At 64.3% G+C, this 19,098-nt stretch carries 20 protein-coding genes; 7 read left to right on the top strand and 13 right to left on the bottom strand.

From position 1 onward, the window contains the following. Window positions 1-80: 80 nt before the first annotated feature. The 4 genes from CFE28_08905 to CFE28_08890 form a co-directional block, all read right to left on the bottom strand. Entirely contained in the window at window positions 81-479 is a 399-nt protein-coding gene (locus CFE28_08905; GenBank protein OYU70102.1) for a holo-ACP synthase, read from the bottom strand. Continuing rightward, entirely contained in the window at window positions 476-1,234 is a 759-nt protein-coding gene (locus tag CFE28_08900; protein ID OYU70101.1) for a pyridoxine 5'-phosphate synthase, read from the bottom strand. Before CFE28_08900 ends, CFE28_08905 begins: the two co-directional genes overlap by 4 nt. Continuing rightward, window positions 1,231-1,815, bottom strand: a complete 585-nt coding sequence (pyrE, locus tag CFE28_08895; GenBank protein ID OYU70100.1) for an orotate phosphoribosyltransferase — start codon at window positions 1,813-1,815, stop codon at window positions 1,231-1,233. The genes CFE28_08900 and pyrE overlap by 4 nt, the downstream gene beginning before the upstream one ends. A 63-nt stretch (window positions 1,816-1,878) precedes the next feature. Beyond that, window positions 1,879-2,772, bottom strand: coding sequence for an EamA family transporter (locus tag CFE28_08890; GenBank protein ID OYU70099.1), 894 nt, complete (start codon window positions 2,770-2,772; stop codon window positions 1,879-1,881). A 149-nt stretch (window positions 2,773-2,921) separates the two neighbouring features. Here CFE28_08890 and CFE28_08885 point away from each other — a divergent pair, with 149 nt between their 5' ends. The 3 genes from CFE28_08885 to CFE28_08875 are packed head-to-tail and all read left to right on the top strand — an operon-like array spanning window position 2,922 to window position 7,638. Beyond that, on the top strand, window positions 2,922-3,803 hold the full coding sequence (locus tag CFE28_08885; protein ID OYU70098.1) for a taurine dioxygenase: 882 nt from the start codon (window positions 2,922-2,924) through the stop codon (window positions 3,801-3,803). 2 nt (window positions 3,804-3,805) lie between these two features. Further along, window positions 3,806-6,934, top strand: coding sequence for an amidohydrolase (locus tag CFE28_08880; GenBank protein ID OYU70097.1), 3,129 nt, complete (start codon window positions 3,806-3,808; stop codon window positions 6,932-6,934). Between the two features lie 5 nt (window positions 6,935-6,939). Continuing rightward, window positions 6,940-7,638 (top strand): hypothetical protein, encoded by a 699-nt coding sequence (locus CFE28_08875; GenBank protein OYU70096.1) that lies wholly within the window; start codon window positions 6,940-6,942, stop codon window positions 7,636-7,638. A gap of 8 nt (window positions 7,639-7,646) precedes the next feature. Here CFE28_08875 and CFE28_08870 read toward each other — a convergent pair whose 3' ends face one another. From CFE28_08870 to folK, 4 genes are all read right to left on the bottom strand, one after another. Beyond that, window positions 7,647-9,815, bottom strand: coding sequence for a bifunctional (p)ppGpp synthetase/guanosine-3',5'-bis(diphosphate) 3'-pyrophosphohydrolase (locus CFE28_08870; protein OYU70095.1), 2,169 nt, complete (start codon window positions 9,813-9,815; stop codon window positions 7,647-7,649). A 101-nt stretch (window positions 9,816-9,916) separates the two neighbouring features. Then, a complete protein-coding gene (locus CFE28_08865; GenBank protein OYU70094.1) occupies window positions 9,917-10,276 on the bottom strand; it encodes a DNA-directed RNA polymerase subunit omega in 360 nt (119 codons plus the stop codon). Window positions 10,277-10,363: 87 nt separating this feature from the next. After that, entirely contained in the window at window positions 10,364-11,008 is a 645-nt protein-coding gene (locus CFE28_08860; protein OYU70093.1) for an HAD family hydrolase, read from the bottom strand. 80 nt (window positions 11,009-11,088) lie between these two features. Continuing rightward, a complete protein-coding gene (gene folK, locus CFE28_08855; protein ID OYU70092.1) occupies window positions 11,089-11,607 on the bottom strand; it encodes a 2-amino-4-hydroxy-6-hydroxymethyldihydropteridine diphosphokinase in 519 nt (172 codons plus the stop codon). 34 nt (window positions 11,608-11,641) lie between these two features. Between folK and CFE28_08850 the strand changes: the two genes are divergently transcribed. Genes CFE28_08850 through CFE28_08840 form a run of 3 tightly spaced genes read left to right on the top strand, consistent with a single transcriptional unit; the run spans window position 11,642 to window position 13,406 of the window. Further along, window positions 11,642-12,241, top strand: a complete 600-nt coding sequence (locus CFE28_08850; GenBank protein OYU70091.1) for an NYN domain-containing protein — start codon at window positions 11,642-11,644, stop codon at window positions 12,239-12,241. Continuing rightward, the gene (locus CFE28_08845) at window positions 12,228-12,869 is read left to right on the top strand and encodes a uracil-DNA glycosylase (protein OYU70090.1); all 642 of its coding nucleotides are present in this window, start codon (window positions 12,228-12,230) and stop codon (window positions 12,867-12,869) included. Before CFE28_08850 ends, CFE28_08845 begins: the two co-directional genes overlap by 14 nt. Before the next feature lie 24 nt (window positions 12,870-12,893). Continuing rightward, window positions 12,894-13,406, top strand: a complete 513-nt coding sequence (locus CFE28_08840) for a GNAT family N-acetyltransferase (GenBank protein OYU70089.1) — start codon at window positions 12,894-12,896, stop codon at window positions 13,404-13,406. On the opposite strand, the gene CFE28_08835 is transcribed toward CFE28_08840, so the two are convergent. From CFE28_08835 to CFE28_08825, 3 genes are read right to left on the bottom strand one after another with little or no spacing between them, the layout of a single operon-like run. Next, entirely contained in the window at window positions 13,403-14,146 is a 744-nt protein-coding gene (locus CFE28_08835) for a GNAT family N-acetyltransferase (GenBank protein OYU70088.1), read from the bottom strand. The genes CFE28_08840 and CFE28_08835 overlap by 4 nt on opposite strands. Next, a complete protein-coding gene (locus CFE28_08830; protein OYU70087.1) occupies window positions 14,143-14,592 on the bottom strand; it encodes an SsrA-binding protein in 450 nt (149 codons plus the stop codon). Before CFE28_08830 ends, CFE28_08835 begins: the two co-directional genes overlap by 4 nt. A gap of 12 nt (window positions 14,593-14,604) precedes the next feature. Beyond that, window positions 14,605-15,489 (bottom strand): 4-hydroxy-tetrahydrodipicolinate synthase, encoded by an 885-nt coding sequence (locus tag CFE28_08825; protein OYU71634.1) that lies wholly within the window; start codon window positions 15,487-15,489, stop codon window positions 14,605-14,607. 204 nt (window positions 15,490-15,693) lie between these two features. On the opposite strand from CFE28_08825, the gene CFE28_08820 reads away from it, so the two are divergent. Then, window positions 15,694-17,760, top strand: coding sequence for a lytic transglycosylase (locus tag CFE28_08820; protein OYU71633.1), 2,067 nt, complete (start codon window positions 15,694-15,696; stop codon window positions 17,758-17,760). Here CFE28_08820 and CFE28_08815 read toward each other — a convergent pair. Together CFE28_08815 and CFE28_08810 are read right to left on the bottom strand one after the other, a co-directional pair. Then, window positions 17,757-18,371 (bottom strand): TetR family transcriptional regulator, encoded by a 615-nt coding sequence (locus CFE28_08815; GenBank protein OYU70086.1) that lies wholly within the window; start codon window positions 18,369-18,371, stop codon window positions 17,757-17,759. The genes CFE28_08820 and CFE28_08815 overlap by 4 nt on opposite strands. Window positions 18,372-18,455: 84 nt before the next feature. Then, window positions 18,456-19,025 (bottom strand): hypothetical protein, encoded by a 570-nt coding sequence (locus tag CFE28_08810; protein OYU70085.1) that lies wholly within the window; start codon window positions 19,023-19,025, stop codon window positions 18,456-18,458. Window positions 19,026-19,098: the final 73 nt, after the last annotated feature.

Genomic DNA, 19,098 nt, shown 5'->3' with positions numbered 1-19,098 from the left:
CAGCCGGACGAAATCAAATCAGCCGCTGCATACGATGCTGCGGTAATTCTGGCGAGTGAACATTCAGAAAGGCCGGGAGCCTAGAGCGGAAGCGCCTCGATGATCACGAAGGCCTGGGCATAGGGGTGGTCATCCGTAAGGGACAGATGGATGACTGGCCGATGCCCCTCCGGCGTAATGGCGTTCAATCTTGTCAGGGCGCCGCCCGTCAAGGCCATGGTAGGTTGGCCGGAACGCATGTTCACCACCCCCATGTCCCGCCAGAAGACCCCGGCCCGCATGCCGGTCCCCAAGGCCTTGGCGCAGGCCTCCTTGGCCGCAAAACGCTTGGCATAGCTGGACGCAGGGTCTGTCTTCCGGTCCGACCGGCTGCGCTCCAGCTCGGTGAAGATCCGGTTGGTGAACCGTGTCCCGAACCGGTCCAGACTGCCCTGGATCCGGCGGATATCTGACAGGTCAGAGCCGATGCCGACGATCACGCCGCAACCTCGGCCCGGGCAGCGTCCATCAACAGGCGCATGCGGGCAATAGCGGGTGACAGGCCGACAAAGATCGACTCGCCGATCAGGAAGTGCCCGATGTTCAGCTCCATCACCTGAGGAATGGCGGCGATGGCGCTGACCGTCTCATAGTCAATTCCATGACCCGCATGGACCTCAAGCCCCAATCGCGTGGCCTCTTCTGTGGCCTCATGCAGGATCTTGAGCAGTCGGGGCGCCTCAGGCGAGCCCTCGCGCACGGCGTCGCAATAGGGGCCCGTCGTCAGCTCGACCACCTGTGCGCCGACGGATTTCGCCGCAGCGATCTGGGCCAGGTCTGCATCCACAAAGCAGGACACCCTGATGCCGGCGTCAAGGAACCTGCGGACCGAGCCGGCAATGCGGTTATGCCCACCAACAACATCCAGCCCGCCTTCCGTGGTCACTTCCTCACGCCTCTCGGGTACGAGACAGGCTACATGGGGGAGATGAGCCAGACAGATGGCTTCCATTTCAGGCGTCACGGCCATTTCGAAATTAAGCGGAATGCCTCGCTTGCGGGTTACCCGCGCCAGGGACTCGATGTCGCTGTCCGAGATATGGCGGCGGTCCTCACGCAGGTGGGCCGTAATGCCATCTGCGCCAGAGGCCATGGCCAGTTCCGCGGCGCGGACAGGATCAGGATAGTCAGCCCCACGTGCGTTGCGGATGGTCGCGACGTGGTCGATATTGACGCCCAGACGAAGCCTGTTCACTTGGAAAGTCTCCGGCTGCCGGGGTCCTCCACCGGAATGGCGGCCAGTTCCGGCGGCAGCTGGTCTGCGGGATAGGCCGGGACATCCAGCCGCGCCAGGGCGATGAAAGGTGCGCCGGGATCGGCGCGTCCGCCAGAGCGATCCACCAGGCAGGCCGCAACCACAACTTCACCGCCGGCCTTCTTGATGGCGTCGACGCATTCCCGGGACGACAGGCCGGTGGAGACAATGTCCTCGACCATGGCGACCCGGGCGCCGGGCTCGATCGAGAAGGCTCGGCGCAGCTTGAACTCGCCCCCTTCCCGCTCGACATAGAGCGAGGGAACACCCAGGTGTCGGGCGGTCTCATAGCCGGGAATGATACCACCTACCGCTGGCGAGATGCAGACATCCACCTTGCCCACGGTCTGGGTGATAAGTTCCGCCAGGGCCTTGCACAGGCGCTCGGTCCGGTCGGGATACTGGAAGACCAGGTTCTTCTGCAGGAAGGTGCCGGAATGCAGCCCGCTGGACAGGATGAAGTGACCTTCGCGCAGGGCGCCTGCGCCGCGGAATTCGTCGAGGACCTGTTCGGTGTTCATGGATGTATCTCCTGTGCGTCCGGCCTTACCGAATAGCCCCCCGTCTGTCATCCGCCTTGGCGATCAGGTCGCAGGTTTGGCGGCCCAGATCCGCGGCCCCAGAACGGTCACCGCCAGCCCGGCCAGGATCAGCCCGGCCGCCGCCAGCTTCCAGACCGGCAGGGCCTCGCCAAGCAGGACGGCCGAGGCGCCCATTCCAAAGACCGGCACGAGCAGGGACCAGGGCGAAACCGTCGCCGCCGGATACCGCGCCAACAGGAACCCCCAGGCGCCATAGCCGACCAGGGTATTGCCGAGGGACTGCCAGAGCACAGCGGCCCAGGTGCCCAGGTCAGCATTGACCAACCCCCGCTGGATGGCTGGCAGGCCGTCGAACATCAGGGCCAGAACGATCAGCGGCGGAACGGCGAAAATGCTCGACCAGACCACGAAGGACAGGGAACTGACCCCCGGGGTCGATCTCTGGACCGTATTACCCAGGGCCCAGGACACCGCGGCGAACAGGACCATGCCAAGCCCAAGAGGCGTTGTCGTGGCGTCGGTGTGCGTCAGGATGACCCCAAGGCCAGCCGCGCCAAGGGCCAGGGCCGCCACCTGGAAGGCCCGGACCCGCTCACCGGTCAGCCAGACGGACAGCCCAATGGTCACAAAGGCCTGGGACTGAACCACCAGAGAGGCCAGACCCGGCGAGATCTGATGACCCATGGCGATATAGAGGACACCGAACTGTCCGATCCCGATGAGCATGCCATAGGCCGCCAGATTGCGAAGCGGGACCTCCGGGCGCTTGAAGAAAAAGACCGCCGGGAAGAAAGCCAGTCCAAATCTCAGGGCTGCAAAGGTCAGGGGCGGCAGATGCGCCAGGGCCACCTTGATGACCACGAAATTGCTGCCCCAGATCGCCACGACCACAAAGGCCAGCAGGGCATGCCGCCAGGAAAGCGCCGTCGCCGTCATCGAAAATCCCCCAAATCGCCGGCGCCTTAGCATTGCAGGGGCTGGAGCGCTATCGGGGCCCCGGACCCCTCCCACGCCTGCAACTATTGAAACGCGGCCCCGGGCATGCGGTTATCTCCCGGACTGTTCGTCGTTCAGGGAGCCGCAATATGTCGAAGATCAAGATCCGGAAGGTCGCCGGGGCGCTGGGCGCAGAAATCTCCGGCGTCGACCTTTCCGAGCAACTGTCTGACGACGTCGTCGCCCAGATCCGTGCCGCCTTTGTTGAGCATCAGGTGATCTTTTTCCGGGATCAGGCCCTGTCACCCTCCCAGCAGACCGCCTTTGGCCGTCGCTTTGGCCCCCTGAACATCCATCCTTACGTATCGGGCATGGATGACCATCCAGAGGTCATGGAGATCATCAAGGAGCCCTCCGACAAGACAAACTTCGGCGGCGGCTGGCACTCGGACATGAGTTTCCTCGAAACCCCGGCCATTGGGTCAATCCTTCATGCCATCGAACTCCCTGACTGGGGTGGCGACACCCTGTTCTCCAGCCAGGCGGCGGCCTATGAGGCCCTGACACCTGCCCTGCGCGCGACCCTCGACACCCTGAATGCCGTCCATTCCGCCGGGCGGGAATACTCCTCCAGCGGCCACTCCGCCCAGAAGCGCGCCTCCATGAAGGTCGTCGAGGCTGAGGGCGCAGTAGGTGAGTTTATCCACCCTGTGGTCCTCACCCACCCGGAAACCGGCCGCAAGGCGCTCTATGTGAACCCGGCCTTCACGACGAAATTCGAGGGTTGGAGCAAGCGGGAGTCCAAGCCCCTCCTGGACTTCCTGTTCGACCACTGCCGTAGCGAGGCCTTCACCTGCCGGTTCCGCTGGTCGCCGGGCGCCGTGGCCTTCTGGGACAACCGCTCGGTCTGGCACTACGCCCTGAATGACTATCCGGGACAGCGTCGGCACATGCGCCGGGTGACAGTAGACCCGGGCCCTGGCCTGACACTTTCAGCGAATACCGCCCTGCTAACCCCAGCCCAGGCCTGACCATGAACCGCAAGGCCAAGGGCGGCGTCGACCGTCGCGATCTCCTGACCATAGGCGGCGTCGCTGTCGCAGCCAGCGCCCTGTCCGGGTCGAGTGAGGCTGCAGCAACAAACAGCCGCATGGTGACCGTCACTGAAGGGACCAACCTGGCGGTCGCGGCTTCTCCGGACGGCAAGTCCATCGCCATGGACCTACACGGTTCGATGTGGACCCTGCCCGTTGCAGGCGGTCCGGCCAGGAGGCTGACCGATGAATTGACCGACGGCGCCCAGCCCGACTGGACGCCTGACTCAAAGACCCTGGTCTTCCAGTCCTATCGGGCCGGCAATTTCCATATCTGGTCCGTCAAGGCTGATGGCACAGGGCTGACACAACTGATCAGCGGACCGTTCGACTGTCGTGAGCCCCGGGTTTCCCCGGATGGCGGAACCATAGCCTTTGCTGCGGACGCGACTGGCCGTTACGCCATTCACATCATGCCGATCACCGGAGGCGCGCCGAAGCTGGTGGCCGAAGCCGATGGGCAGGCCTGTCAACCCTGCTGGTCGCCGGACGGCAAGACCCTGGCCTATGTGGTTGATCGCAGACGCATCGAGACCCTGACCTTGGGCGGCGCCAGGACGGTCGCCTTTACAGCGAGCTCAGGTGAGGTTCACAGCCCAAACTTCAGCCCTGAGAGCACGAAACTGGTCTTCACCCACCTGGATGAGGGCAAGGCTGAACTGAGGACGGCGGATGCCGTCTTGGTGAAGGGTGCTGACGTCTTTCCGTTCAGGCCAACCTGGCTGCCAAACGGCGACATGATCTTTGCTGCGGACGGCCAGATCCAGCGGCAGGGTGCGGCTGGCCGGAAGGCTGTTCCATTCGAGGTCCGGATACCTGTCGCCCGGCCCTTCTACCGGAAGCGTGGCCGGAATTTTGACTCCACGGTTCCGAGCCCGGTAGTGGGAATCGGCAGTCCGGTCCTGTCACCCGATGGCGCCCAGATCGCCTTCCGGGCCTTGAACGACCTCTACATCATGCCTCTGGGCGGCCCGGCCAAGGCTCTGACAAAGGACCGGTTCTGGAAGTGCGACCCCGCCTGGTCGCCCGATGGCCTGTCCCTTGCCTATTCCACCGACCGCGGCGGCGATCTGCAGGTCTGGGTACGCACCCTGGCGACCGGCGAGGACCGCCAGATCACCCGCCATTCCGGCGCCGCCCTCGCACCCGCATGGTCGCGCAACGGCAAGACCCTGGCTTTTCTGGACCAGACCGGGGCCCTCCATACGGCCGAGGTCGCCACCGGCAAGATCCGCCAGATCCTGCCTGCCATCTGGGAGCCAGGTCGGCCCAGCTGGAGCGCCGATGGCAAGACCATCGCCCTGGCCGCCTTCAAACCCTATTCGGCCCGCTATCGCGAGGGCCTGAGCGAGATCCTGACTGTCGATGTCGCCACATCGAAGACCACCTATCAGCCCCATGCGGCCCACAAGTCCCTGGGCGTCCGGGGCGATGACGGCCCGGTCTGGTCACCGGACGGAGCCCGCCTCGCCTATGTCTTCGCCAGCCGCCTCTGGGTGGTGGAGGTCGACCCGCAGGGGGGCTTCATCGGCCGTCCCAAGGTCCTGAACAACGAAGTTACTGACGCCCCCAGCTGGGCTGGCGACTCCAACACCCTGCTCTACCTGTCAGCCGGTAAGCTGCGCCTTCTCTCCCTGGACGGCGGCCCGCCCAGGGATGTGCCCCTCGATCTGAAATGGGCCAATGCCAGGCCCCAGGGCAGGACTGTCGTCCGCGCAGCCCGGGTCTGGGACGGCATTGGCGCAGAGGCCCGCAAGGACCTGGACATTGTCATCAGCGGCAACCGCATCGCCCACATCGTCCCCAAGGGCCGCGGCCCAAAGGACGCCCGCCTGGTCGAAGCCCCCGCGGGAACCACAGTCATTCCCGGCCTGGTGGAAATGCACGCCCACCGGCAGATGGCGGGCTACGCCTATGGCGACCGCGAGGGACGGCTCTGGCTTTCCCTCGGCGTGACAACAACCCGTTCCCCGGGCTCGCCTGCCTATCATATGGTGGAAGACCGCGAGGCCCTGGATTCCGGCGCCCGGATCGGCCCGCGCTATTTCGCCACCGGCGAGGCCATTGACGGTGGCCGGATCTATTACAACTTCATGCGGCCTGTGACCGAGCCTGGCCAGATGGCTCTGGAGCTCGAAAGGGTCTCGTCCCTCAGCTACGACCTGATCAAGGCCTATGTCCGCCTGCCCCTGGACGCCCAGCGGGATCTGACGACCTGGGCCCACGCCAACGGCCTGCCAGTAACCTCGCACTATCACTACCCGGCCCTGGCCTTCGGGCTGGACGGCATGGAGCACATGGGGGCCACCAGCCGGTTCGGCTATTCGCGCACCGCGAGTTTCCTGGGGGCCAGCTATCAGGACGTGACAGCCCTCTTCGCCGCCAGCGGCGCCCGGCGCACGCCCACCCTGTTTTCCTCTGCAGCCCTCTATGCCCAGGACCGCTCGCTGGTGGATGACCCCCGCACAAGGGCCCTCTATCCGCCATGGGAGTATGCCCGACTGAAGGCCCGGGTCGACATGTCCACCAAGGGTGATCTGGCGCCAGCCCTAGAGTCCCTGGAGCGGAATGTGGCCCACCTGCGGGCCATGCTGAAGGCCGGCGGCAAGGTGGTCACGGGCACGGACTCTCCCATCGATTTCAACGGGATCAGCCTGCATATGAACCTGCGGGCCATGGTTCGCTATGGCATGACGCCCGTCGAGGCCCTGCGGACGGCCACCCGGGCCGCCGGAGACTTCCTGGACCAGCCCCTGGGCTATCTCTCCAAGGGCGCCCTCGCAGACCTGGTCATCTGCCGAGGCGATCCCCTGGCGCGGATCGAGGACGCCGCCGCTGTCGACAGGGTGATGAAGAACGGAGAAGTATTTGATATCCCGGGCCTTATCGGTCCCTTCTCATCCCCGGTACGGCAAGCCCGGGCCGCTTCACCCTTCGCCATGGCCGCCGCCAGCCAACCCTGGTGGCATGACGCCGACTATATCGCTTCCGGTCGCGCCGCCTGTTGCACGGACCCCTTCTGCGCCACACCCTCCGGCCGGCGCACCTTCATCGCTACCGAGGCCTGAGCCCCATGAAACTGTTCCAGACCTATGACTCCCCCTTTCCGACCCGGGTTCGCCTGCTGCTCATGGCCAAGGGGCTGACCGCCGACATCATCCAGCCGCCTGGCTTTCATTATGACGGCCTGACCAAGGAAGAATACCTCAAGATCAACCCCATCGGCCGGGTGCCCGCCCTGGTCCTTGATGACGGTCGCGCCATGCCCGAGAGCGAGGTGATCTGCGAATACCTGGAGGACGCCTATCCCGAACCCTCCCTGCGCCCCGCCGACCCCTTTGACCGGGCCCGCATGCGACTGCTCAGCCGGATCTGCGACTTCTACCTGGTCATGGCCATGGTCCCCCTGTTCGACTACTCCGCCCGCCCGCGGAAGACCTGGGACCAGGAAGGCATCGACAGGGCCTTCGGCAAGATCAACGACGCCCTGGCCTATCTCGAACAGTTCATCGGCGAGGAAGGCTATGCCGTGGGCAAGGCAATCAGCCAGGCCGACGGCGCCCTGGCGCCCCAACTGATCCTGACCACGGAATGGGCCCCACCGACCTTCAACATGGACGATCCCCTGCAGCGCCATCCCAAGCTGATGGCCTACTGGACAGCCATCCAGAAGGATCCTCTGGTCAGCCGCCTGATCACCGAGACCCGTGATGCCATTGTGGAGAGCAAGGAGCGGGCCCGGGCCTATGTGAAGAGCCGGTCGGGGAGCTAGTGCTCCGCCTACCCCTTGGCCCGATCCACCGTCTCGATCGATGGGTTTGCCCTCAGCGCCGCCGCGATGTGCGTCATGTGGCGGGCGTCCTTGACCTCGACGTCGAAGTCCACGTCGAAGAAGTCTTCCTGGCGCAGGTGCATGCGCAGGTTGACGATGTTTCCGCCGGCGTCGCCAATTACGGTGCAGGCCTGTCCCAGAACGCCAGGGGCGTTGCGGATGGTGGCTGTCAGGCGGGATTGGGTGACCGTGTTGCGCTCGGCCTCCGGCGTCCATTGCAGGTCGCGCCACATCTCCTCGCGGTCCTCGTATTGGGCGAGGTTGGCGCAGTCGATGGTGTGGATGGTCAGGCTGGTCTTGTCTTCACCGACAATGCCGACAATGCGGTCGCCGGGCACCGGGGTGCAGCAGTCGCCGAAATGCAGGGCGACCCCTGAGGTGACACCGCCGCCGCGGACATAGAGCCTGGCGGCCTTGCCGTCCTCGATCCGGCGGACCGCCGTGGCGGCCTCGCGGTCGGCGGGCTTCAGCCCCGGGAAGATGACATCGAGGATTTGGGCTGGGGAAACCCGGCCGCGACCGATCAGTTCGAAGATTTCGTCTTCCGTGGTGACGCCCCAGCGCTCAAGGGCCGGGATCAGGGAGACATGGCTGCGGGACTTGCCGGCCCGGGCGAAGGTCTGGTCCACCGTGGCGCGGCCCAGGCGGGTCAGCTCTTCCTTTTCCGACTGGCGGATGTGTCGGCGGATGGCAGAGCGGGCGCGGCCGGTAACCGTCAGCGAGCGCCAGTCCGGCGGGACCACGGGCTTTGGACCCCGGACCACCTCGATCACGTCGCCATTGACCAGAACTGTCCGCAGGGGCTTGAGGTCGCCATTGATCTTCACGCCAATGCAGGTGTCGCCCACATCGGTGTGGACGGCATAGGCGAAGTCCAGGGGCATGGCGCCGCTGGGCAGACTGACCAACTTGCCCTTGGGGGTGAAGACGAAGACCTGGTCGAGGTACATTTCCAGCTTGGCGTGCTCGACCAGCTCGTCCACGTCGCCGCCGTGCTCCAGCACCTGGACCAGGTGTCGCAGATTGACCAGGGGGTCGCGGCCACCGGCGGCAGCCTGGTGGTCGGCGTCAAAGCCGTAGGACTTGTCCTTGTAGCGCCAGTGGGCCGCCACGCCGTCCTCGGCCACCCGGTCCATGTCCTCGGTCCGGATCTGCATCTCGATCCGCAGCCCCTTGGGGCCGACGACCGTGGTGTGCAGGGAGCGGTAATTGTTCCGCTTGGGGGTTGAGAGATAGTCCTTGAACCGGTCCGGCACCGACGGCCAGGCCATGTGCACCACGCCCAGGGCGCGGTAGCATTCCTCTTCGGTGCTGACGATCACCCGGAAGGCGTAGATGTCGGACAGTTGGGAAAAGCCCAGGGACTTGCGCTGCAGCTTGCGCCAGATGGAATAGGCGTTCTTTTCCCGGCCAAAGACCCGGGCAGACAGCCCTGCCGCCTCGAGCCTTGCGGTGATTTCCCGGGAGACCACGTCCACCGCCCCGCCCTGCTCGGTCCGCAGGGCCGCGAGACGACGGGAGATGGCGTTGCGGGCCACGGGATTGAGGTGCTCGAAGGCCAGTTCTTCAAGCTCGGTGCAGATCCGGTGACAGCCAATCGACCGGGCCAGGGGGGCGTAGATGTCCAGGGTTTCCCGGGCGATCCGCTCTCGCTTGGCCGGCGCCTTGATGTACTGCAGGGTCCGCATGTTGTGCAGGCGGTCGGCCAGCTTGACCATCAGCACCCGCACATCCCTAGAAATCGCCAGTATGAACTTGCGCAGGTTTTCGGCCTGCTTGGTGTGCTCGCTGTTCAGCTCAAGCTTGGTCAGCTTGGTGACGCCCTCCACCAGCTCGGTGATTTCAGCGCCGAACAGATGGGAAATGTCATCCGGCGTGACCGGGGTGTCCTCGATCACATCGTGCAGCAGGGCCGTGACGATGGTGGCCGTATCCAGCCTGTAGTCGGTGAGGATGCCGGCCACTTCGATGGGGTGGGCGAAATAGGGATCGCCCGAGGCCCGCTTCTGGGCCCCATGCATGCGCATGGCGTAGACATAGGCGCGGTTGAGGATGGCCTCATCGGCGGTCGGGTCATAGGACCGGACCTTGTCGATCAGCTCATACTGGCGAAGCATGCGCGGCCGTCTGACGGTGTCAGGGACCGGCGTGTCTGTTGGTTCGGCGTGCGGTGGATCTTGCGCCGCCGTGCTGGAGAGAGGTTCTGCGCCCTCGGGGCTCAGTACCGCTCCTCCTGGCCACCGTCGCGATCGCTCTGCAGGGCGCGGATCAGCTCCAGCTCGCTCATCTGCATGTGGGTCGGATCGGCCAGCAGGGCGAGGGTTTCGGCCTCTTCCTCGGCTTCCGAGCGCTCATCAACCCGCTGAAGGGTGGTGATCAGGTTTTCCCGCAGGTCGTCGGAATTGACCACGTCGTCGGCGATTTCCCGCAGGGAGACCACGGGGTTCTTGTCGTTGTCACGGTCGACCATGATCTGCGAACCGGCCGAAATCGCCCGGGCGCGATGCGCCGCCAGCAGCACGAGGCTGAAACGGTTGGGGACTTTTTCGATGCAGTCTTCGACGGTGACGCGAGCCATGAAATCCTCGGGAAGCGGATAGAACCTGACAAAATAGAGGGTTTGGCGTCTTTGTGCAACGCCGCAAACCCTGACCGGCGGAGAAGTCTAGCCGGCGACGGTCTCGATGACCTGTTCCATGGTGTCCAAAAGATAGGTCGGCTTGTGGTTGGCCAGGATATCGGGGCGGGTATAGCCCCAGGTCACGGCTCCGGACGCCAGACCCACATCGGTCGCCGCCTCGATGTCACGGGTTTCGTCGCCGATGGAAATGACCTCGGACTTGGCCACCTTGGTCCGCCGCAGGACTTCCCGGAACTTGGGCGATTTTCCGAAGATCGACGCGCCGCAGGCATAGTGGGAAATCAGGTCGGCGCAGGTTGGGCCCAGGATCTTGCGGACATTGGCTTCGGCGTTGGAGCTGACCAGGGCGATCATGATCCCCTTGTCGGCCAGGCTCATCAGCATCTGGTCCGCGCCGGGGAACAGGCTCATTTCGGAAATGTTCTCGGCCACAAGCTTGCGGGTGTGCCTGGCGATGAAAGGCATCTTCCAGGCGGGCACCTTCATATAGGCCACGACCTCCCGCGAGGATCGCCCGCGGAGCATCTCGATCTCCGCCTCGGTGATCTTCCGGAAACGGAATTTCTCCGCCACCTGATTCACCATCGAGATGAACCAGTCGGCGCTGTCCGCCAGCGTTCCGTCGAAGTCAAAAATGACAAGCCGATAGGCCAAAAGCGTATCCCGAATTAATGCTCAGGTTCGGCTAGCCTTCCCTTGGGCGCCCGTCAATCGACAAGCGCCCTTTCGAAGCCGGCTGAGAGGAATCGTCACGGTCCAGTCGGCGATGCAATCGGCGCTGAATCACGACCGATCGGAGCAGATCGCGCCAGTTTTTCAGCGGTTTCGCCGAGAACTGGATGCCGCCAATGCGGCGCAATGTCGGCCAGCGGACCCATTACGAAGAATCGCTCAGCCGCCCGCGGATGGGGCAGGATCAGCTCTGCTGTATCGAGAAGCGTTCGACCGTGCGCGATGAGGTCCAGATCGAGGGTTCGCGGAGCATTTCGGGCGCTTCGCAATCGACCAAACTCGGACTCCAGGCCGAACAATGTTCGAATCGTCTCTTCCGGGCCCTGCTGCGTCTCGACAACCACAACGGCATTGCGATACTCGTTGGCGGTCGGGTCCGGCCAGGCGGCGGATTTCCACCAGGACGACCGGCGCACCACAGGCAATCCCGCCTGGGCGAAACGAGAGAGCGCAGCTTCCAGAAGAGCTTGTGGCGACCCAAAGTCGCCGGCCAGATTTCCGCCCAGAGCGACGATCACCGCCTCATCCAGGTTCATGCGCCCCAGCCCCCATCATGGATTTCCGACCTCAATGACATTCTATCCGACCGACAAGCTGGCGCTCTTCATCGACGGAGCCAACCTGTACTCCGCCGCCAAGGGGTTGGGTTTCGATATCGACTACCGCAAGCTGCTGGAAGAGTTCCGCAAGCGTGGGGTCCTGATCCGGGCCTATTACTACACCGCCCTGGTCGAGGATCAGGAATATTCTCCCATCCGCCCCCTGGTGGACTGGCTGGACTATAACGGCTTCCGTCTGGTGACGAAGTCGGCCCGGGAATTTACCGACGCCCAGGGGCGCAAGCGGTGGCGGGGCGACATGGATGTCGAGATCGCGGTCGACATGCTGGAAATGGCTGAACACGCCGACCACTTGCTGCTGTTCTCTGGTGACGGCGACTTCCGGGTTCTGGTTGAGGCCGTCCAGCGCAAGGGCGCCCGGGTGACCGTGGTTTCAACTGTGAAATCCCAGCCCCCCATGGCCTCCGATGACCTGCGCCGCCAGGCTGACAATTTCATAGACCTGGCGGATCTGGCGGACATGATTGGTCGACCCTCTCGCCTGCCCCGGTTCATCCAGGAAAGCCGGACCTCCAGCGATCGCGAAACCGACACCTATGCCGAAGACTGAGGCCGAACCGGCCCGGGACTGCCCCCGCTGCCCCCGCCTGGTGGCCTACCGGGCGGAGAACCAGCGCGCTAACCCTGCCTGGTGGAACGGCCCAGCCCCTTCGTTTGGCGACCCCAATGGCCGGCTCATGGTCATGGGCCTGGCCCCGGGCAGGACAGGCGCGAACCGGACAGGCCGACCCTTCACCGGAGACCATGCCGGGGTCATGCTCTACGAGACCCTGATCAAGACCGGCTTCGCCCGCGGAACCTATGATGCGAGACCCGATGACGGGATCGAGCTGGTCGATGCGATGATTTCCAACGCGGTGCGCTGCGCCCCACCTGGCAACAAACCTGAGACCTCGGAAGAGAACGCTTGCCGGCCGTTTCTGACCGCCCGGCTTGAGGCCATGCCAAACCTGAAGGTGATCATCACCCTGGGGGACGTTTCAAGACGCAATGTGCTCAAGGCACTTGGGCTCAAGGCATCCGCAGGCCTGCCGGGTCACGGGACAGAGTTCAAGGCCGGCCCCTACATCGTGCTGAACAGCTATCACTGCTCACGGCTCAATACGAACACAGGGCGGTTGACGGCTGACATGTTCGAGGCCGTCTTCCGCAGGGCGCGGGAGCTGATCGAAGGTTAGGCTCGATTGGGCGGTAGTATCACCATGGCTGAGCCAATTCTCCGCGATGAACAGACTGGCGACCATGACGCCATTTATCAGCTCACCCAGCGGGCCTTTGCACCCATGGCCTTTGCTGCTGGCGATGAGCAGGATCTGATCAACGCCCTGAGGGATGCTGACGCCCTGACGCTGTCCTTGGTCGCCGTCCGGGAGAACGAGGTCGTCGGCCACATCGCCTTTTCGCCAGCCAGCTCCGCTGATGGGGCGCCGGGTTGGTACGCCCTAGGCCCGGTATCGGTCGCGCCGGAAGTTCAAGGTCTGGGGATCGGCAGGCTGCTCATTGAGGCGGGTCTTCAAAGGCTCATGGACCTTGACGCGGCCGGCTGCATCCTCACAGGCAATCCGGCTTACTACAGGCGTTTCGGGTTTGTAGTGAGGGCGGACCTCGCGCCTCCGGGGGAGCCCGCTGAGTACTATATGGTTCGTCCCCTCGGCGATCCTTCTCCCGCGCAGGTGGTGTCATTCCACCCGCTTTTTCATGCAGGCGAGACCTAGACCTTCCAGTAGTCGTAGCGCCAGGCGGTCCTGAAACCTGCCCGGCGGTAGAGGTTGAGGGCGCTCCAATTGCCTTCTTCCACCTGCAAGACGGCTCGGGTGAAACCTCGGTCCAATCCGATCCTGGCCAGGCCGGCCAGAATGGCGGCAGCATAGCCCCTGCCCCGGGCAGACTGAGCCGTTCGCATGCCGTGGATCGACACCCAGCCATGATTGAAGTTGCCGACACCGACGGCCGCGGCCTGGCCGTCCAGCTCCACCTGGCCAAACTGGGTGTTCCTAGCTGAAGCCAGGACGCGAACGCGCGCTTGTCCCTCCACAGGGTCAAAGCCTGGCCCAGCAAAGACGGCGCCCCACCCCTCATCCGGGGCCGTCTCGAAGTTCGCCGGCGCCTGGGTAAGTTGGGCGACCGCATCAAGGTCGGCCACCATGACCAGGGTCGGCCGCAGGCTCGGACTGAATCCCATGCCTGCCAGAAGATTGCGGGTCTGAGCATGCCCTGCTGCATCCGGCATACGGAAAATGGGATCAAGACCCGCCGTCCTGTAGGCCGCGATGATGGCGTCTGCCTGACCTGGGTGGATGCTCCGATCATGCCGGGTCGGAACGGCGCTCTTGGCCCGGCCCATGGGGGCTGGAACCATGGGCATGAGCCATCCTGCAGATTCGGCGACAGGGTCGCAGCCCAGCCCCGCCAGGGTCGCGCGCTCGATGGCCTCGATATCGCCCTTGGCGATCAACCCCGGTCGCGCAAGAGGCGGGCCTTGTCCCTCTGCCAGTCACGGTCGGCGGTGGCCTGGCGCTTGTCGTGGTTCTGCTTGCCCTTGGCCAGGGCCAGCTCAAGCTTGGCCAGCCCCTTTTCATTCCAGTAGAGCTTGGTCGGAATGATGGTGCGACCTTCCCGCTGGACAGCGCCGATCAGCTTCTCGATCTGCTTTCGATGCAGCAGCAGTTTCCGGTGCCGCCGCGGCTCGTGGTTGAACCGGTTGGCCTGGCCGTAGGGCGGAATGTCGGAATTGATCAGGACAATGTCCCGGCCTTCGACCGAGGCATAGGACTCAGCGATATTGGCCCGGCCGACACGGAGGGATTTGACCTCGGTGCCGGTCAGCATCAGGCCCGCCTCAAAGGTCTCTTCCAGGAAATAGTCGTACCGCGCGCGGCGGTTTTCAGCGATGAGCTTCACAGGATTTCCGCGTCAGAGGACGCCGGCCTCCTGCAGGGCGGCCCTGACTTCGGCGCGGGACGCTTCCGACGCCGAAACCAGCGGCAGGCGCACCGCCTCGTCGCACAGGCCAAGCTGGGACAGAGCGTACTTTGCGGGCGCTGGGGACGAGTCAGTGAACATGGCCTTGTGAAGGCGGACCAACCGGTCCTGCCAGTAAAGCGCAGCCTTGGCGTCACCATTCAGCGCCGCATTGTAGAAGGCCGCGCATTGGTCGGGGACCACATTGGCCGTTACGGAAATGCAGCCTTGGCCGCCATGGGCCATATAGCCGAGGGCCGTGGGATCATCGCCCGACAGCATGATCCAGTCGTCGCCGCAGGTAATCCTCTGGACCGTCGCGCGGGTCATGTCGCCCGTAGCGTCCTTGATCCCGACAATGTTCGGCAGAAGGGCAAGGCGGGCCAGGGTGGCGTCGGAAACGTCGACGCTGGTCCGGCTGGGAACATTGTAGACGAAGATCGGAATCTGAACGGCGTCGTTGATGGCCGCATAGTGGGCGTAAAGCCCCTCCTGACTGGGGCGGTTATAGTATGGGGTCACCACAAGCACCGCGTCGGCTCCGACCGCCTTGCCATGCCTCGCCAACTCAATGGCCTCCGCCGTCGAGTTTGACCCTGCCCCGGCTATGACCGGGATGCGGCCCTTCACCGTCTGTACGCACAGCTCCACCACACGACGATGCTCATCATGGCTCAGGGTCGAGGTCTCGCCCGTTGTTCCAACCGGAACCACCCCGTGCACGCCGCCAACCACTTGACGCTCCACCAGTTTGACGAACGCCGCCTCATCGACCTGTCCTTCGCGGAACGGGGTGACGAGGGCGGGCATGACGCCCCTGAAGATCGGATTGGACATGGTCTGCAAAAAGCCGTGAAGACGAGGTCAAGTGTTGCGACCTCAAGATTGGGGCGGACAATATGGCGCGAGCCCCCTATGTCGCAACCAATTGAGTCGGTTATTTCGTGTGTGCGCCGCACCAAGGGTTCCGGAGTTCCTGGATTGTCGTTCAAAGTCAGCCGTTCAGTCCTCGCATCCGCCCTCGTCGCCTTGCTGGCAGGGATGGCTGAAGCCCAACCTGCACAGACACCAGGTGCAGAGGGCAAGCCGGCGCCCGAACTCATCCAGACCCCATCAACGGGCTATGCCAGCCGTATCTCGACAGACGACACCGAGCGCCTGAAACAGGCTCTGGAGAGCGCCCGGACCGGCAATGTTGACGCTGTCCGGTCAATCCTTCCCCAGATATCAGACGATATTGCCCGGAAGATCGCCCTCTGGTCCCTGGTGGACAACAATGCTGAACGGCTGACCTTCTTCGAACTGGACCAGGCCCGCAGGGATCTGGCGGGATGGGCCCGGGCCAGCAAACGCCAGACTGCGGCAGAGCGTAAGCTCGAAACCTCTGGTCTGACCTCGCAGCAGATCATCAACTGGTTCGGGGGTGGCGAGCCCGCCACAGCGGAAGGGGTTCTGGCTCTCGCCGGGGCTCAGCGTGCGACCGGCCAGGCGGCCGCCGCCAACGCCAATGTCCGAAACGCCTGGCGCACCCGAGCCTTCGAGGCCGAGATCCAGAGAACCATGCTCGCCCGGTTTGGTGACGCCCTGTCGCAGGACGATCACATCCGTCGGGCCCAGATCCTGCTCTTCGGCGCGCAGGGCCCGGCGGCGCGGGACATGGTGGCCTTGCTTCCGCCGGATCATCAGGCCCTCGCCCGAGCCAGGCTGGCCCTGAGACAAGGGACGCCAGACGCCCTCTCTCTGGCTGCGTCCGTGCCGGCAGAGCTTGCCCAGGATCCGGGTCTACGGTTCGAACGCGCCGTCTACGCCCGACGGCGTGGCCAGGACGCCCAGGCCCGGGCCGAACTGGCGGGACCGGCTCCAGATTCCCTGAACGCTGAAATGGCCAGCAGGGTCTGGGATGAGCGGTACCAACTGACCCTCTCCGCCCTCAAGGCGGGGGACAGTCAGGGCGCCTACGATGCGGCGGCCAATTCAGGCCTGACCAGCGGCGCTGACGCCGCCGAGGCCGAGTTCTACGCTGGCTGGATCGCCCTTACCCGCCTGCGAAAACCCGCTGTAGCAGAAGAGCATTTCAAGGCCCTGGAGCGCATCGGCTCTTCACCCATCACGCGCGGACGGGCCCTCTACTGGCGGGGCCGAGCGGTTGAAGCCCTGGCCGGAATGGACGCCGCTCAGCCCTTCTATGAGGCTGGCGCCCGATACAACAGCACCTTCTATGGCCAGTTGGCCGCGGAAAAAGCGGGACTGACCAGGCTGGATCTGGGTCGGGACCCGGTGATCAAGAGCGCAGACCGCGCCCGGTTTGAAGCCCGCGATACTGTTCGCGCCTCCCGCCTGCTGATGGAGTCCGGTTACCGGGACCTCTTCCGCACCTTCGTTCTGGCCCTGGATGATGTCCTCCCTTCGGCAGAGGAAGAGGCCCTGCTGGTGGATCTGGTCCGCGGCTATGGCGATCAGGACACGTCCATGAAGGTGGTTCGCTCAGCCGCCCAGAGGGGCTTTGTCCTTCCCGAGCGGGGATATCCGGTTCGCACACCGCCCGAAACAATGGATGCGGCCGAACCTGCGCTTGTGCTCGGCATAACCCGGCAGGAGAGCAGTTTCGATCCGATGGCGCGATCGGGCGTGGGCGCCAGGGGCATGATGCAACTCATGCCAGCAACCGCAGCCGCCGTCGCACGCAAGACCGGGGTCAGCTATTCCGTCGATCGGCTCTACGAACCTGACTACAATATGCGGCTCGGATCCACCTTCCTGGGCGGACTGGTCAGCACCTTCAGCGGGTCCTATGTCATGGCCATCGCGGGCTACAATGCCGGTCCGGGTCGCCCGACGTCATGGACGGCCTTCTGCGGCGATCCGCGCGGCGGCGGAACCGATCCCATTGATTTCATCGAGTGCATTCCCTTCTCGGAAACGCGGAACTACGTCATGCGCGTGATGGAAGGGATGCAGGTCTACCGCGCCCGTTTGAACAATGGCAGCGGGCCGCTGACACTTTCGGCTGATCTGAAACGCGGCGCCTACAGTTATAGCCCTGTGACGGCAACGGCGGCGGCCCTGCCAATCGGCGGCGCCAATACGCCCATTCCCAATCCGCCCTAGACGGGTTCGATCAGGCCCTGCATGAGGCCGTGCAGGGTTACCCGCATCAGTTCGGCCTTTGGCGCCCATTCGAAATCCGGACGGGTTATCAAGAGCGCCACCACGCCATGGGTCGCAGCCCAGAGGGTCTGGGCAACGGAGTCTGCGTCACCGGTCTTGAGCCGCCCCTGAAGACCGAGCTCACGGACCCCTCCGGAAAAGATGTCGTAACAACGTGCGGAAATCTCGGCGAGGCTGTCGCCAAGCACATCTGAAACCGGGGTGACGCTACAGAAGACAAGCATGTAGGCGTTTGGGTGCTCCAGCCCCCAAGCCATGTAGGACTCCAGCATGAGCTCCACCCGGCGGGCGGCATCCACAGGCATGGCGGCGATTTCAGCATTGCGCTCCAGCAATTGCCGGATGGTCCGCTCGGAGATTTCCAGAAGAATGCAGCCCTTGTCGGGGAAGTGCATGTAAAGCGCGGTCGAGGAAACACCCACCTCATCGGCGATCTTGCGGATGGTGGCGCCTTCATAGCCATTGGCCACAAAGATCCGCTCGGCGGCCTCCAGGATTTCGGCGCGCCTCAGATGTCCATCGCCCTTCGGCTTGCGCGCCGAACGGCGCATTGTCGCAAGTTCCGTCACTTCCAGCCTTTCCACCCCTGTTATGTGACAGGATGACAATTCTGCCTCCGACGCAAGCGGCCCTTCCTAATCCGTCGGACCAGACCTCGGCCGGAGGCGCAACATCCCCAGGATCAGGATCAGGCTGACGATCACCGCCCCGATCAGTGGTGCGACGAAGGCCAGACCCGCGATCACGACGGAGCCGACATCCTCAAGAACCGACAGGACCGGATTACCCAGTCCAGCCGTCGTCGCGGTACTGACCAGGCGAGTGCTGGATTGCGCCGCATGGAATGCGAGAGCAGTCGGAACGCCGATCACCAGCCCTGCAATGGCTGCGATCCCGGGATCGGCATGGCCAAATACCGCCCCGGCCGCCAGGGCCCCGGCCAAGGGACGGGTGAGTGTTCCCATAGCGCTCAGGGCGTGGTCGACCACAGGAACCTTGTCGGCAATGACTTCCACTACTGTGGCGACGCAAAGGGCGACCAATGCCCCTGTTGAACCAAGCCAGGCAAATTGCGGGTTCAGGTCCACGCCGAACCATCCAAGTCGCGCCACAATGCAGAGCATGAGCAGCGGCATGAAGGTGCGCAGCCCCGTCGCCGCCGCCAGCCCGAGCCCAAGGAGCGCTGGCAAGATCCATTCCTGCATTTTGTCTCCCCGGATCGGCGGCGTCCCTTAGACAGGTATCCGACAACCGCCAGAATTGCACCTCAAGGCGTCC

The sequence above is a fragment of the Alphaproteobacteria bacterium PA2 genome (assembly GCA_002256425.1).
Lineage (GTDB): Bacteria > Pseudomonadota > Alphaproteobacteria > Caulobacterales > Caulobacteraceae > Phenylobacterium.
This window is presented reverse-complemented; position numbering and strand designations above follow the sequence as displayed.

Coding starts and splice junctions, on each gene's coding strand:
- folK (OYU70092.1), bottom strand. CDS start 11,607: ATGAACCTGGATGAGGCGGTGATCGTCGCTCTGGGCGGAAATCTGGCC.
- CFE28_08890 (OYU70099.1), bottom strand. CDS start 2,772: ATGACGGCGACGGCGCTTTCCTGGCGGCATGCCCTGCTGGCCTTTGTG.
- CFE28_08850 (OYU70091.1), top strand. CDS start 11,642: ATGACATTCTATCCGACCGACAAGCTGGCGCTCTTCATCGACGGAGCC.
- CFE28_08865 (OYU70094.1), bottom strand. CDS start 10,276: ATGGCTCGCGTCACCGTCGAAGACTGCATCGAAAAAGTCCCCAACCGT.
- CFE28_08825 (OYU71634.1), bottom strand. CDS start 15,489: ATGTCCAATCCGATCTTCAGGGGCGTCATGCCCGCCCTCGTCACCCCG.
- CFE28_08845 (OYU70090.1), top strand. CDS start 12,228: ATGCCGAAGACTGAGGCCGAACCGGCCCGGGACTGCCCCCGCTGCCCC.
- pyrE (OYU70100.1), bottom strand. CDS start 1,815: ATGAACACCGAACAGGTCCTCGACGAATTCCGCGGCGCAGGCGCCCTG.
- CFE28_08885 (OYU70098.1), top strand. CDS start 2,922: ATGTCGAAGATCAAGATCCGGAAGGTCGCCGGGGCGCTGGGCGCAGAA.
- CFE28_08840 (OYU70089.1), top strand. CDS start 12,894: ATGGCTGAGCCAATTCTCCGCGATGAACAGACTGGCGACCATGACGCC.
- CFE28_08870 (OYU70095.1), bottom strand. CDS start 9,815: ATGCTTCGCCAGTATGAGCTGATCGACAAGGTCCGGTCCTATGACCCG.
- CFE28_08820 (OYU71633.1), top strand. CDS start 15,694: ATGGCTGAAGCCCAACCTGCACAGACACCAGGTGCAGAGGGCAAGCCG.
- CFE28_08875 (OYU70096.1), top strand. CDS start 6,940: ATGAAACTGTTCCAGACCTATGACTCCCCCTTTCCGACCCGGGTTCGC.
- CFE28_08880 (OYU70097.1), top strand. CDS start 3,806: ATGAACCGCAAGGCCAAGGGCGGCGTCGACCGTCGCGATCTCCTGACC.
- CFE28_08815 (OYU70086.1), bottom strand. CDS start 18,371: ATGCGCCGTTCGGCGCGCAAGCCGAAGGGCGATGGACATCTGAGGCGC.
- CFE28_08810 (OYU70085.1), bottom strand. CDS start 19,025: ATGCAGGAATGGATCTTGCCAGCGCTCCTTGGGCTCGGGCTGGCGGCG.